The following is a 13,649-nucleotide window of genomic DNA, read 5'->3' on the forward strand; positions in this document are numbered from 1 at the left end:
CGGGCTCCGGAAACCGCACTGTGCCGGGCGGCCCCGGCGCCGCCGCAGTCGTCCCTTCCCGCTCTGCCAGGGGCGAAGCGGGGGAATATCTCTCCTTGCCCGAAAGTTGAGTCGAGTACACTCAATGCAAGACCTACGTCAGGACGGAAAGGAACCGCGCGTGGACACGAATTTCACCACCAAGAGCCGCGAGGTGCTGTCAGCTGCCGCCATGAACGCCTCCACGGCGGGGAATGCGCAGATCGATACGCCGCACTTCCTCAAGGCCCTCCTGGACCAGCGGGACGGCATCGCCGTCGCGCTCCTCAAGACGGCCGGCGCCGATCCCGACACCGTGAGCGTGCAGGCGAGCACGGCGATCAAGGCCCTGCCGTCGTCGTCGGGCTCCTCGGTGGCGCAGCCGCAGTTCTCCCGCGGCGCCCTCCAGATGATCAACGCGGCCCAGCAGGAAGCGGAGGCCCTCGGTGACCAGTTCGTGTCCACCGAGCACATCCTGCTCGCCCTGGCGGCGGACAACGGAGCGGCCGGTGGCATCCTGCGCTCCGTCGGGCTCACGCGCGAGGCACTCGCGTCGGCCCTGCCGGGCGTGCGCGGTGACCGGCGCGTGACCACGCCCGATCCGGAGAACACCTTCCAGGCGCTCGAGAAGTTCGGGGTGGACCTCACCGAGGTGGCGCGGAGCGGCAAGCTGGACCCGGTCATCGGGCGCGATGCGGAGATCCGCCGCGTGGTGCAGGTGCTCAGCCGCCGCACCAAGAACAACCCGGTGCTCATCGGCGAGCCCGGCGTGGGCAAGACGGCCGTCGTCGAGGGGCTCGCCCAGCGCATGGTCGCGGGCGATGTGCCCGAGTCGCTGCGGGGGAAGACCCTCATCAGCCTCGACCTCGGGTCGATGATCGCCGGCGCCAAGTACCGCGGCGAGTTCGAGGAGCGGCTGAAGGCCGTGCTCGACGAGATCCGCTCGTCCGGCGGCCAGGTGGTGACCTTCATCGACGAACTCCACACCGTCGTCGGAGCGGGTGCCTCGGAGGGGTCGATGGACGCCGGCAACATGCTCAAGCCCATGCTGGCGCGCGGTGAGCTCCGGCTCATCGGTGCGACGACGCTGGACGAGTACCGGGAGAACGTCGAGAAGGACCCGGCGCTGGAGCGCAGGTTCCAGCAGGTGTACGTGGGCGAGCCGTCCGTGAACGATACCGTCGGCATCCTCCGCGGACTGAAGCAGCGCTACGAGGCGCACCACAAGGTCTCGATCGCGGACTCCGCCCTGGTCGCCGCGGCCACCCTGTCCCACCGCTACATCCCGGGCCGCCAGCTCCCGGACAAGGCGATCGACCTCGTGGACGAGGCCGCCTCGCGCCTGCGCATGGAGATCGACTCCGCACCGGTGGAGATCGACGAGCTGCGCCGTTCCCTCGAGCGGATGCACATGGAGGAGATGGCGCTCTCCCGGGAGAAGGACGAGGCATCGCTGGAGCGGCTGGACGCCCTGCGTGCCGAGATGGCCGACCGCCAGGAGGAGCTCGACGGGCTGAACGCCCGGTGGGAGGCCGAGAAGGCCGGCCTCAACCGCGTGGGCGACCTGAAGGCATCCCTCGACGACCTGCGCTCGCAGGCCGACCGCGCCCAGCGCGAGGGTGATCTCGAGACGGCGTCCCGCATCCTCTACGGGGACATCCCGCAGCTGGAGCGCGAGCTGCGGGAGGCCCAGGCCGCCGAGGAGCAGACCACCAATGCTCCCGACCTGATGGTCGCGGAGGAGGTGACCGCGAACGACATCGCCGAGGTCATCTCCGCCTGGACGGGCATCCCCGCCGGGCGCATGCTGCAGGGTGAGAGCGAGAAGCTGCTCGCCATGGAGGACGTCATCGGCGCGCGCCTGATCGGACAGCAGCGGGCCGTGTCCGCGGTGTCCGACGCCGTCCGCCGTGCCCGCGCCGGGGTGTCCGACCCGAACCGCCCCACCGGTTCCTTCCTGTTCCTCGGACCCACGGGCGTGGGCAAGACCGAGCTCGCGAAGGCGCTCGCGGACTTCCTGTTCGACGACGAGCGGGCCATGATCCGGATCGACATGTCGGAGTACTCGGAGAAGCACTTGGTGGCGCGCCTCGTCGGCGCCCCGCCGGGATACGTGGGCTACGAGGAGGGCGGCCAGCTCACCGAGGCGGTGCGGCGCCGGCCCTACAGCGTGGTGCTGCTCGACGAGGTGGAGAAGGCGCACCCCGAGGTGTTCGACCTGCTCCTGCAGGTGCTCGACGACGGGCGGCTCACCGACGGGCAGGGCCGCACGGTGGACTTCCGCAACGTCATCCTCGTGCTGACGTCGAACCTCGGGTCCCAGTTCCTCGTGGATCCGTCGCTCGACGACGCGGCGAAGCGCTCCGCCGTGATGGCCGCCGTCAACGCGAACTTCCGGCCGGAGTTCCTGAACCGGCTCGACGACGTCGTCGTCTTCGACCCGCTGAGCCTCGACGAGCTCTCGAGGATCGTGGACTTGCAGGTTCGGGCGCTCGGGGACCGGCTCCGCGACCGCCGCCTCGAACTCGAGGTCAGCGCTGCGGCCAGCGAATGGCTCGCCCTCACCGGCTTCGACCCGGCATACGGCGCACGTCCGCTGCGCAGGCTCGTCCAGCGTGAGATCGGCGACCGGCTGGCGAAGGGCATCCTGGCCGGTGAGATCGTCGACGGCGACACCGTGGTCGTCGACCGCCAGGAGCCGGACGCCGGCGCGCTGGCCGACGGCAGCCTCGACGCGGGGGGCCTGCTGGTGCACGCCGCGCGGTAGCCGGGCCCGGCGCACGAGAGGAATCGCAGGTTGCTTCCTCTCCCGCCTGCGGGCCCGGGTCCGTCAGGAGGTGAGCAGGCTCCGGCTCATCGTGTCGCCGTCCTCGACGACGGCGAAGCAGTCCACCCGGCGGTCGCCGTCGGCCCAGGTCTGGCTGGTCGGGGTCGCGCGGAGCAGCGTGATCCGGAGGTCGTCCGTCACCGCGTCCGGGTCGATGGCCGCGGAGGCCGCCGCGCAGGCCTCCTCTGCCCGCAGCCCGAGCTGCTCGCGTCCGGGGAACTCCGCGTCCTCCGGGTAGTTCTCGCTCGCCACCAGTTGTGCGTTGTGGGCTTCGCCGCAGTCCACCGGGACCGCGTCCTCGGTGATGCCCGTGAACTCGGCGAGGCAGTCGCCGGCGGCGACCGACGACGGATCCACGCGCTCCTCGTCCTCCGCCCCGCCGAAGAGCGAGACGAGCAGCCAGACGAGCAGGCCGAGCAGGACGACGACGCCGCCGATGATCAGCAGCAGCGGCAGGTTGCTGCTGCGGGCCCTCGACCGGTCCCGCTTCGGCTCCGCGTCCGTCGCCTCCGGGTCGGTTCCGGCTGCCCCCGGGGCCCACGCGGCCGCGGTCGCGCCGCGCGACCCCGGGGAAGGGTCCACCGGGGACGCCGCGGAAGCCGGTGCTGCCGGGCCGATCGACGCCGGATCCGTGCCGGGGTAGAGGCCCGGGTGGCCGAGGCCCTGCTCGCCGCCCTCGGGCGGGAAGGCGTACGGACCGCCGGCAGGAACGTCGTCGCCGGTGCCCGCCGCCGGCACGCCGGCCCCGTCGGCCGTGTCCGCGGCTGGGTCCGCGGCTGGGTCCGCGTCCCCTGCGACACCTCCGGCGGGAGCCGTGCCGTCCGGGGCCGCCTGGACGACCGGGGCGCCCGCCGGCAGGGGACCACCCACCAGTGTCCCTGCCTTCTCCGCTTCGGCGGCCACGGCGCGGGCCTCCGCCGCGGCGTCCTCGAGGGAGGCCGCTTCCGCCGTGTCCCTGCTGATCTCCGCCGGCGCGAGGGCGGGCTCCGGCAGGTCGAGGCTGTCCGGCGACACCGACAGCTCGGGTTCCAGCGCCCCGGGAGGTAGCGTGCCGGCGTCGAGCACGACGCCGTCGGGATCGACCACGTCGGGGCCGTCGGGCCGGTCGGGTTCGTTCCCGCCCGGACCGTGCCCGGGATCCCTGGGTGCCTGCTCCTCGTTGCTCATGGTGGGCCGCTGTCTCCTTGCATTCCTGGTGTCTCGTGGCCGGCGCTCCGACGTGATTTCGACTCTAGCCAAGATCGCCGCCGGAAGGGTCGGGACGCGGCTGGAGCAGGCTCGGGCACCGGGGGCGGCTTCGCGTCCATGCTTTGCAGGAGGCGGGGACACCCGCGCTCGGATGCACCCGAAAGCATGTAACCTGTACATACGACAAACTGACCAAATACTCCGGGGCCTCGCTGCAGCCTTGGGCCTCGTGCCCCAGTGACCACCTCCGGATCGACGCACAAAGGGGGTCACGCCATGGGGCGCGGCCGTCAAAAGGCAAAAGCTACCAAGCAGGCCAGGGACATGAAGTACTTCAGCCCGGCCACTGATTATTCGGCACTGCAGCGAGAGCTCACAGGCCCGGGTAGTCGTGCTTCCACTCGACGTACCGAACCTCTCGAGCCGGTCGAACCCGACTACTCGGAGTACGCGGACAAGTACGCCGACGAACTCGACGACGACGGCGAGGAGAGCGGCTCCCGCCGCACCGGCTGACCTCCCGGTCCGCCGTCCTCCGGGACACCACAACCGGCGCATCAGGCCCCTTGCGGGACGATGCGCCGTTTCGTGTGCCCGGATCCCGGAACCGGTGAGCCGCCGCGCTCGCGACGCCCCGACTCGCGCGGTGGACAGGTCGGGACTGCCCGTCCGCGGTCGGTCCGTTCCTAGTGTGGGGAGGCGAGGAGCGGCTGCAGGGCGAGTTCTGCCGCCCCGACCAGCAGGAGCTCCGGCCCGAGCGTCGCCCGCCGCACGTCGACGCCCCCCGCCAGGGACCCGGTGTTCACGGCATGGGTCAGCCGGTCACCGTGGAAGCCGAACAGGGAGCCGAGGAAACCGCCGAGCACGATCCGCGTGGGATCGAAGATGTTGACGAAGTTCACCAGTGCCACGGCCAGCAGGTCGAGCTGGCGCTCGGCCTCCTGCTGGACGCCGGGCCCGGGATCGTCGGACAGCACGTCCTCGAGTGCCTCGATCCCGCCGCCTGCGAGGCCGGCCGCGTCGAGCAGGCGCTCCAGGCGGACCTCCGCGTCCAGGCATCCGGACCGGCCGCAGTGGCAGGGCGACCCGCCGGCACGGACGAGGGTGTGGCCCAGTTCCCCGGCGTAGCCGCGACTGCCGACCAGTTGGGCGCCTCCTGTCACGATGCCGCCACCGATACCGCTCGCGCTGCCGTTCAGGTACACGGCGTCCTCCACACCGAGCGCCGCACCGAAGATGCTCTCGGCCATCGAGCCGAGTGAGGCATCGTTCGCGGCGACCGCAGGGAGCCCGAGCGCCCTGCTGAAGGGCCCGGTGAGGTCGGCCGCGCGCCAGCCGAGGTGCGGTGCAACGAGGACGCGGCCCGTCCCGGCGTTGACGAGTCCCGGCAGCGCGATCCCTACACCGAGCACCCGGTCGAGCCCGGCCAGGACGGGGTGGAGGTCGGCCACGATGTCGCGGGTGAGCCGCACGGCGTCGTCGAGGGAGGGCACCCCGTCGGTCTCGCGGCGCACCCGACGGTGGACGTGGCCGCCGAGTCCGACGACGCCGGCCGTCAGCGCGTCGATGTCGGGATTCACCGCGATCACGGCGACGCCGGGGTTGGCATGCACGATCGGGCTGGGGCGCCCCACCTTGCCCCCGACCGCCGGTTCCGTCTCGTGGACGAGCTGCTTCTCGGCGAGGGCGGACACGAGGGCGCCGACGGTCGAGCGGTTGAAGCCGCTGCGCCGCGTGAGCTCCGAACGGGACAGCGGTCCGTCCCGGTGCACCATCGTCAGGATCTGGGAGAGGTTCTGTGCGCGAAGGCCTTCGGTGCCGTTGACCGCTCCGGGTAGTGTGCGCACGGCCCTCGGTTCTCCTTCGTCCTGCAGGAGCCCTCTGTGCGCCTGGTGTGGCCCTATCGTATCCAGAAGCGCCGGGTGGGCCCGGCGGCCGTTCAGGCTCGCTGCCCTGCGGGACTCGGCGCGGTCCCGGCGGGGACGGGCGGTGCGGACGTGCTCTGGCGCACCACCAGGCTGGTGGCGAGGTCGAGCCGGAGGTTGTTGGGCCGCTCGCCGTCGCGCAGGCGCAGGACCATGCGCGTGGCCTCTTCCGCCATCTGGATGAGCGGCTGGTGGACGGTGGTCAGGGCGGGGCTCGACCACTGCGCGAGCTGGAGGTCGTCGTATCCCACGATCGAGAGTTCGTCGGGGACGCGCAGCCCGATCTGGCGGGCGGCGTCGAGGACGCCGAGGGCCTGCAGGTCGCTGCCCGCGAAGATCGCCGTCGGGGGCTCGGCGCTGCGCAGGAGCGAGAAGGCGTGGTCGCGCCCGCCGTCGACGTGGAAGTTGCCGTAGCGGATGAACTCCGGGTCGATGGACAGGTTCGCCATGCTCATCGCCGATCGGTAGCCGTCGATGCGCGCCAGGGAACACATCATGTCCTCGGGTCCGCTGATGGCTGCGATGCGGGTGTGGCCGAGGTCGATCAGGTGCCGCGTGGCCATCATGCCGCCCGACCAGTTCGCGGACCCGACGGACGGGACGTCGGGCGCGGGATCCCCGGCGGGATCGATGATGACGAACGGTATGGCGCGCGCGTCGAGTTTCTGGCGGAAGTCCTGCGGCATGTCCGAGAAGACCAGGACCACTCCGGCGGGCCGCCTGGCCATGACGCCTTCGATCCACTCCGAGCCCGGGGCATGCCGCGTGCCGGTCTCGGTCAGCACGACGCTCATCCCGTGCTCGCGTGCCACGTTCTCGACCCCGCGGATGAGCTCGAGCGCCCAGGCGCTCTCCAGTTCATGGAAGACGAGTTCCACGAGGGCCGCCCGGGCCGCCGACACCTTGCGCCGGCGGTACCCGTGCTCCTCCAGGAGCTCCTCAACTTTCGCCCGGGTTTTCGGAGACACGTCGGCGCGGCCGTTGAGCACCTTGGATATCGTTGAGAGGGATACGCCCGCCGCCGTCGCGAGCTGGGCGAGGGTGACGCGCGGTTCGTCCGCCGAAATCGACATGCGGCCAGCTTACATGTGGGCTCCAGTGCGGCCCGGCGGGCGTCGGACACGATTTGTGACCGCCCACACATCGGATGTTGCAAAAGCGGGCGAGCGCTACATACACTCATCCCACTACATAACTTTCGATATTATTATCGAAACTTTCGAGAGGCGTTCAACGATGAACAACCGAACCTGGATGTCCCGCAGTCTTGCAGGCACCGCGGTCATGATGCTGGGCCTCACCCTGGCAGGGTGCGGCGGAGGCGGCGGCGACGCGTCGAGCCGGCCCGAGAACGAGCTGCACCTGGCCGTCTACGGCGATGCCAGCAACAAGGTCGAGCAGGCCATGGTGGACAAGTTCAACGAGACCTCCGACGTCAAGGTCGTGCTCGACACGATCCCCGGCGCGGACTACCAGACCAAGCTGCAGACCATCATCGACACCGATTCCGCTCCGGACATCTTCTTCAACTGGGGCGGTGGCAGCATCGCGAACTTCGTGAAGGCCGATCTGCTGATGCCCCTCGACGACTTCATCGAGGAGGACCCGCAGCTGAAGGACGCCTTCCTGCCCTCGGTGTTCGAGACGGCCGTCATCGACGACAAGAGCTACGGCATCCCGATGCGCGGCACGCAGCCCGTGATGCTCTTCAACAACTCCGAGGTGCTCAAGCAGGCCGGCATCGATGCTCCTCCCGCCACCTGGGACGAGCTGCTGGAGGCCGTCGAGAAGCTGAAGGCGGCCGGCGTCACCCCGATCGCTCTCGGCGGCGCCGACCAGTGGCCCACCCAGATGTGGTTCCAGTACGTCTTCGACCGCGTCGCCGGCGAGGACCTGTTCCAGTCGGCGCTCGACGGCGACACGGAGGTGTGGGACTCCGAGGAGAGCCGTGAGGCCCTCGGCAAGCTGCGCGAACTGATCGACGCGGGTGCCTTCGGCACCAACTTCGACTCGGTCAAGTTCACCGACGGCGGGTCCCCCACGCTGCTCTCCAGCGGCCGGGCAGGCTTCGAGCTCATGGGCTCGTGGGCCTACGCGACGCACCTGGATGCCAATCCCGAGTTCGCGGAGAACGTGCTCGGCTACAGCGAGTTCCCCGCGATCGAGGGCGGCGAGGGCGATCCCGACAACCTCGCCGGCAACACGAACAACTTCTACTCGGTCCACAAGGACACCCGCTACCCCGAAGAGGCCGGCGAGTTCCTGAAGCTCATGTACTCGGACGAGTTCGTGCAGGAGCAGATCGCCATCGGCAACCTGCCCACCACCACCAACACGGAGGAGTTCCTCGGCGAGGCCTCCAACCCCGAGTACGCGAAGTACCAGTTCGACCTCGTGAAGGAAGCGCCCCACTTCCAGCTCTCCTGGGACCAGGCGTACCCGCCCGAGGCGACGGTGACCATCCACACCGCCGTGGCCCAGTTCTTCAGCGGCCAGATCGATGAAGACGGCTTCATCAAGGCCATGCAGAGTCTCTAGGACATTCCCATGACAACGCTTGCAACGCGCAGGCAGGCAGCGCCGGGCGGCTCCACTCCGAGCCGCCCGGCCCGCTCGGGCGCCTCCTCCGTGGGGCGTCCGGGCTTCGCCTGGGCCCTGCCCGCCACCATCTTCTTCGCGCTCTTCGCCCTCGTGCCGCTGGCCGCGGTCGCCGTTCTGTCCTTCACCTCGTGGAGTGGGCTCGGTGACCCGGAGTTCGTGGGACTCGAGAACTGGGAGACGCTCGTCTCCGATCCGGTGATGGTCAAGAGCCTCTGGCTCAGCCTGCTCTTCATCGTCCTCGGGGTGGTCACCCAGACACCGCTGAGCATCCTGCTCGGCGTCTGGGCCGCGGGCAACCAGCGCAACCGCGCCGTCCTCAGTGCCATCTACTTCATCCCCCTGCTGCTGTCCTCGGCCGCCATCTCCGTGCTGTGGCGTGCCCTGCTCGATCCGAACTTCGGTATCCCGGGACAGCTCTCGTGGCTCTTCGGTGACGGCAACCTGCTCGGTACGCAGTCCGGCGCGATCGGTGTCCTCATCTTCGTGGGCATGTGGCAGTTCACCCCGTTCCACACCCTGATCTACCAGGGCGCTGCGAAGGGCATCCCCAACGTGCTGTACCAGGCGGCGTCGATCGACGGTGCCGGCATGGTGCGCCAGTTCTTCTCCATCACGCTGCCCCAGCTGCGCAACACGGCCATCACCTCGATCATCCTGATGGTGGTCGGTGGCCTGACGACGTTCGAGACGGTACTCATCCTGACCAACGGCGGGCCCGGCACCGACACCACCATCACCGCCTTCTACATGTACCAGGAGGCGTTCCAGAGCTTCGACTTCGGCGTCGGCAGCGCGATCGCCCTGGTGCTCGTCGTCGTCGCCACCCTGATCTCCCTCGTGGTGGTCAAGGTGTCCGGCTACGACAAGATGAACAGCTCGCTGGAAGGACTCTGATGAAGACCCGCCCCAACTACTTCGCCGGCATCGGCTCCTTCGTCTGGCTGCTGATCGTCGCGATCCCGCTGTACGTGATGCTGTCGGGTACCTTCCAGACGCGTGAGGAGTTCGGGGACAACGGCCCGCTGTCCTTCCCCACGAGCTTCACGCTGCAGAACTACGTCGATGCGATCACGAGCGGCTTCGGCCGGTACTTCCTCAACACCGTCGTCGTGACGGTCGGAGTCGTCGCGATCGTGCTCCTGCTCGTGCCCCCGCTCAGCTATGCGATCGTGCGCAGCCAGAGCCGGGCGGCGTCGTTCGTGTTCCGCTTCTTCCTGCTGGGCCTCGCGATCCCGGCGCAGGCCGTGATCGTGCCCGTGTTCTACCTGATCAACACCGTCGGCCTGTACGACAACCTGATCGGCGTCATCCTGCCCACCGCGGCCTTCGCGCTGCCCATCTGCACGCTGATCCTCAGCGGCACGATGCGCGACATCACGGGGGAGCTGTACGAGGCCATGGCCATGGACGGAGCGAGCCCGGCGCGGGCCTTCTTCCGGCTGGTCCTGCCGCTGTCCAAGGGTGGCATCTCCACGATCGCCGTCTTCTCCGCCCTCCAGGCGTGGAACGGATTCCTCTTCCCCCTCATCCTCACGCAGTCCGAGAGCACCCGCGTGGTGACCCTCGGCCTCTTCAACTTCCAGACGCAGTACGGCATCAACATCCCGGGCCTGCTCGCCGCGGTCACCCTGTCGATGGTGCCCGTCCTGCTCGTCTACCTGTTCGCGCGCCGCGCGCTTGTCCAGGGCCTCATGGGCGCTGGCGGAAAGTAACCATGACTGAGACAACACTGAACGACGTCCCCTGGCGGGACACCGCCGCCGCACCCGAGGACCGGGTGGAGACCCTCATCCAGGCGATGACGCCGCGCGAGAAGGTCGCCCAGCTGGTCGGCGTCTGGGTCGGCGCCAACACCGAGGGCGGCGAGGTGGCCCCCCACCAGCACGAGATGAACGAGGCCGTGGACCTCGACGAACTCCTGCCGCACGGACTCGGCCAGCTCACCCGCCCCTTCGGCACCGCCCCCGTGGAGCCGGGACTCGGAGCCCTGTCGCTGCAGCGCACCCAGGAGCGCATCACGGCGGCGAACCGCTTCGGCATCCCCGCCCTCGTTCACGAGGAATGCCTCGCCGGGTTCGCGGCGTGGAAGGCCACGGCCTACCCGGTCCCCCTCGCCTGGGGCGCGACCTTCAACCCCGACCTCGTCCGGACCATGTCCTCGGCCATCGGCGCGGACCTCCGCTCCGTCGGCGTCCACCAGGGGCTCGCCCCGGTGCTCGACGTCGTGCGCGACGCCCGCTGGGGCCGCGTGGAGGAGACCATCGGCGAGGACCCGTACCTGATCGGGACCATCGCGACGGCGTACGTGCAGGGACTCGAGCGCGGCGGGATCGTCGCCACGCTCAAGCACTTCGTCGGCTACTCGGCGTCGAAAGCCGGCCGCAACCTCGCGCCCGTCTCCATCGGGGAACGCGAGCGGGCGGACGTCCTCCTGCCGCCGTTCGAGATGGCGATCCGGGAATCCGGCGTCCGGTCGGTCATGCACGCCTACACCGACATCGACGGCGTACCGACCGCAGCGGACGCCTCGCTCCTCACCGCGCTCCTGCGGGACACCTGGGGCTTCGACGGCACCGTGGTGGCCGACTACTTCGGCATCGCCTTCCTCAAGGAGCTGCACCGCGTGGCCGCGACCCTCGGTGAGGCGGCGGCCGCGGCGCTGACCGCAGGGGTCGACGTCGAACTGCCGACCGTGCACACCTTCGGCGAGCACCTCCTCGCCGAGATCGACGGCGGGCGGCTGGACGAAGGGCTCGTCGACCGCGCGCTCCGGCGCGTCCTCCGGCAGAAGCTGGACCTGGGCCTGCTGGATCCCGAGTGGTCGCCGGTCCCGCCGGCCCTCGAACGGGCCGGCGCCGGGACGCCCGTCGTCGACCTCGATTCCCCGGGCAACCGGGACATCGCCCGCGAGCTCGCGGAGCAGTCCATCGTCCTCGTCAGGAACAGCGGGATCCTGCCGCTCGCCGCCGCGCCGCGCATCGCCCTCATCGGCCCCAACGCGGACACGCACCGCGCGTTCCTCGGCTGCTACTCCTTCCCCGCGCACGTCGGCGAGCAGCACCCCGACGTCGAGATCGGCCTCGCCATCCCGACGGTCGCCGAAGCACTCCAGCGCGAGTTCGGCGCGAGCGACATCACGATCGCGGCCGGGTGCACGATCGACGGCTCCGCGACCACCGGGTTCGACGAGGCCCTCGCGGTCGCCGGCGGAGCCGACGTCGTCGTCGCGGTCCTCGGTGACCGGGCGGGGCTCTTCGGGCGCGGCACCAGCGGCGAGGGATGCGACGCCGAATCACTGGCCCTCCCGGGCGTGCAGCAGCAGCTCCTCGACGAACTGCTCGCCACCGGCAAGCCCGTCGTCGTCGTGCTGCTGACCGGCCGCCCGTACGCCCTCGGGTCCGCGATCACCGACGCCGCCGCGATCGTCCAGGGGTTCTTCCCCGGCGAGGAGGGTGCGGCCGCCGTGGCCGGCGTCCTCAGCGGACGGATCAACCCCGCCGGGCGACTGCCCGTCAGCATCCCCGGGACGCCGGGCGCCCAGCCGTCCACCTACCTGGCCGCACCGCTGGCGCAGTCGAACGGCGTCTCGAACATCGATCCGACAGCGGCCTTCGCCTTCGGCCACGGACTCGGCTACACCGAGTTCCAGTGGCAGGGCGCGGGAGCGACGGCGGGAACGGCACCGACCGACGGCGAGGTCGCCGTGCACGTGACGGTGACCAACGCGGGGGAGCGCGACGGCGTCGAGGTGGTGCAGCTCTACCTGCACGACCCGGTGGCATCCGTCGTCCGCCCGGTCCAGCGTCTCATCGGGTACGCGCGCGTCTCCCTGGCGGCGGGGTCCTCCGCGAGGGTCGCGTTCACCGTGCCCGCCGACGTCACCTCCTTCACGGGGCGGGACGGGCAGCGCATCGTCGAACCCGGGGAGCTGGAGCTGCGCCTCGGCGCATCGAGCAGTGACATCCGGGCGACCGTGCCCCTCACCCTCACGGGCGAGGTGCGGCGCGTGGACCACACCCGGCGGCTCCACTGCGACGTGCGGGTGGACGCCGTCTAGCACCCGCCCGCAGGCCGTCGGAACCCGTCGCAACCCGTCCCCGCTCAGCAGGGGGCGGGTTGCGTCGTTCCCGGGACCACCCGGTCGGGACCGTCCGCGGCCGTGGCTGGTGCAGTCCCTGTCGGCAGCTGCCTCGGGGAGCCGGGATCCCTGCAGGGACCGTCCCTGCACGCCGGAAGATGCATGCCGGGGATGCACGCCGGAAGATGCACGCCGTGCAGAAGAACGTGCTTGCGCGCGGAGCCCCCGCGCGTCACGGTAGTAAGCAGACTGATCTTCCGGTTACGGAGCCTCCCGCAGTCCGGACCCGGCAGGATCAACCATCCCTACCGAGGAGGCACCAGCATCATGGCACGAGACGACACATCAGGCGCGAGCACCCCGAGGAGCCGGCGCAACGACGTCGTCGCCGCGGAGAAGGAGCGGTTCGGCGGCATCAAGTGGGGGTCGGCGTTCTTCGGGTGGCTGACGGCGATCGGCCTCACCGTCATCCTCAGTGCGCTGGCGACGGCGATCGGCGTCGGCATCGGAGCGGCCGACACGGGCACCGCGTCCGACGCCGCCAACCAGGCACAGGAGAACGCCCAGACCATCGGCATCGCCAGCGGTATCGTCCTGGCCGTCATCCTGTTCGTCGCCTACTACTGCGGCGGGTACGTCGCCGGTCGCATGGCACGCTTCGACGGCGTCAAGCAGGGCGTCGCCGTCTGGCTGTGGGGCATCGTCGTCGCGATCGTCCTGGCGATCCTCGCCGCCGTCGCGGGCAGCCAGTTCAACGTCCTCGCGCAGGTGCAGGGCCAGCCCAACATCCCCGTCGACGGCAGTGCCCTGACGGCCGGCGGACTCATCGGACTGGCCATAGCGATCCTCGTGCCCCTTCTCGGCGCGATCCTCGGGGGCAAGGCCGGGATGCGCTTCCACCGCAAGGTGGACCAGGTGGGCATCGACCACCAGGCAGGCCTCTGACCGGGCGACGCCGCACCACCCACGACGACGAGAGGCACCACCCCGCGGGGTGGTGCCTCTCGTCGTG

Annotated in this window: 10 protein-coding genes; 7 read left to right on the forward strand and 3 right to left on the reverse strand. The window is 70.3% G+C overall.

Translation table 11 applies throughout. The features are described from left to right. The first annotated feature begins 160 nt into the window (after positions 1 to 160). Positions 161 to 2,785, forward strand: coding sequence for an ATP-dependent chaperone ClpB (gene clpB / locus ACX80U_RS08420; protein WP_459268077.1), 2,625 nt, complete (start codon positions 161 to 163; stop codon positions 2,783 to 2,785). Between the two features lie 63 nt (positions 2,786 to 2,848). On the opposite strand, the gene ACX80U_RS08425 is transcribed toward clpB, so the two are convergent. Next, the gene (locus ACX80U_RS08425; RefSeq protein WP_133081225.1) at positions 2,849 to 4,012 is read right to left on the reverse strand and encodes a septum formation family protein; all 1,164 of its coding nucleotides are present in this window, start codon (positions 4,010 to 4,012) and stop codon (positions 2,849 to 2,851) included. A 297-nt stretch (positions 4,013 to 4,309) separates the two neighbouring features. Between ACX80U_RS08425 and ACX80U_RS08430 the strand changes: the two genes are divergently transcribed. Further along, the gene (locus tag ACX80U_RS08430) at positions 4,310 to 4,549 is read left to right on the forward strand and encodes a DUF3073 domain-containing protein (RefSeq protein WP_104167997.1); all 240 of its coding nucleotides are present in this window, start codon (positions 4,310 to 4,312) and stop codon (positions 4,547 to 4,549) included. A 170-nt stretch (positions 4,550 to 4,719) separates the two neighbouring features. On the opposite strand, the gene ACX80U_RS08435 is transcribed toward ACX80U_RS08430, so the two are convergent. Together ACX80U_RS08435 and ACX80U_RS08440 are read right to left on the reverse strand one after the other, a co-directional pair. Further along, complete coding sequence (locus ACX80U_RS08435) at positions 4,720 to 5,880, reverse strand: ROK family protein (protein ID WP_459268078.1); 1,161 nt, start codon at positions 5,878 to 5,880, stop codon at positions 4,720 to 4,722. 92 nt (positions 5,881 to 5,972) lie between these two features. Beyond that, complete coding sequence (locus ACX80U_RS08440) at positions 5,973 to 7,031, reverse strand: substrate-binding domain-containing protein (protein ID WP_133081224.1); 1,059 nt, start codon at positions 7,029 to 7,031, stop codon at positions 5,973 to 5,975. Between the two features lie 163 nt (positions 7,032 to 7,194). On the opposite strand from ACX80U_RS08440, the gene ACX80U_RS08445 reads away from it, so the two are divergent. The 5 genes from ACX80U_RS08445 to ACX80U_RS08465 all read left to right on the forward strand — a co-directional run bounded on the left by ACX80U_RS08445 (position 7,195) and on the right by ACX80U_RS08465 (position 13,582). Beyond that, the gene (locus tag ACX80U_RS08445) at positions 7,195 to 8,496 is read left to right on the forward strand and encodes an extracellular solute-binding protein (RefSeq protein WP_459268079.1); all 1,302 of its coding nucleotides are present in this window, start codon (positions 7,195 to 7,197) and stop codon (positions 8,494 to 8,496) included. Positions 8,497 to 8,505: 9 nt separating this feature from the next. Beyond that, positions 8,506 to 9,453 carry a carbohydrate ABC transporter permease gene (locus ACX80U_RS08450; RefSeq protein WP_133081222.1) on the forward strand — a complete coding sequence of 316 codons (948 nt, stop codon included), beginning with the start codon at positions 8,506 to 8,508 and terminating at the stop codon, positions 9,451 to 9,453. Then, positions 9,453 to 10,271 (forward strand): carbohydrate ABC transporter permease, encoded by an 819-nt coding sequence (locus ACX80U_RS08455; protein WP_133081221.1) that lies wholly within the window; start codon positions 9,453 to 9,455, stop codon positions 10,269 to 10,271. The genes ACX80U_RS08450 and ACX80U_RS08455 overlap by 1 nt, the downstream gene beginning before the upstream one ends. Before the next feature lie 2 nt (positions 10,272 to 10,273). Further along, positions 10,274 to 12,616, forward strand: coding sequence for a beta-xylosidase/alpha-l-arabinosidase (locus ACX80U_RS08460; RefSeq protein WP_459268080.1), 2,343 nt, complete (start codon positions 10,274 to 10,276; stop codon positions 12,614 to 12,616). Positions 12,617 to 12,964: 348 nt separating this feature from the next. Further along, entirely contained in the window at positions 12,965 to 13,582 is a 618-nt protein-coding gene (locus ACX80U_RS08465) for a hypothetical protein (RefSeq protein ID WP_459268081.1), read from the forward strand. Positions 13,583 to 13,649 lie beyond the last annotated feature (67 nt).

Source organism: Arthrobacter sp. TmT3-37 (assembly GCF_054510835.1).

What these genes read in the sequence shown, in the direction of transcription:
- ACX80U_RS08430 (WP_104167997.1), top strand. Translation starts at nt 4,310, where the DNA reads ATGGGGCGCGGCCGTCAAAAGGCAAAAGCTACCAAGCAGGCCAGGGAC.
- ACX80U_RS08450 (WP_133081222.1), top strand. Translation starts at nt 8,506, where the DNA reads ATGACAACGCTTGCAACGCGCAGGCAGGCAGCGCCGGGCGGCTCCACT.
- ACX80U_RS08455 (WP_133081221.1), top strand. Translation starts at nt 9,453, where the DNA reads ATGAAGACCCGCCCCAACTACTTCGCCGGCATCGGCTCCTTCGTCTGG.
- ACX80U_RS08460 (WP_459268080.1), top strand. Translation starts at nt 10,274, where the DNA reads ATGACTGAGACAACACTGAACGACGTCCCCTGGCGGGACACCGCCGCC.
- ACX80U_RS08425 (WP_133081225.1), bottom strand. Translation starts at nt 4,012, where the DNA reads ATGAGCAACGAGGAGCAGGCACCCAGGGATCCCGGGCACGGTCCGGGC.
- ACX80U_RS08445 (WP_459268079.1), top strand. Translation starts at nt 7,195, where the DNA reads ATGAACAACCGAACCTGGATGTCCCGCAGTCTTGCAGGCACCGCGGTC.
- ACX80U_RS08440 (WP_133081224.1), bottom strand. Translation starts at nt 7,031, where the DNA reads ATGTCGATTTCGGCGGACGAACCGCGCGTCACCCTCGCCCAGCTCGCG.
- ACX80U_RS08465 (WP_459268081.1), top strand. Translation starts at nt 12,965, where the DNA reads ATGGCACGAGACGACACATCAGGCGCGAGCACCCCGAGGAGCCGGCGC.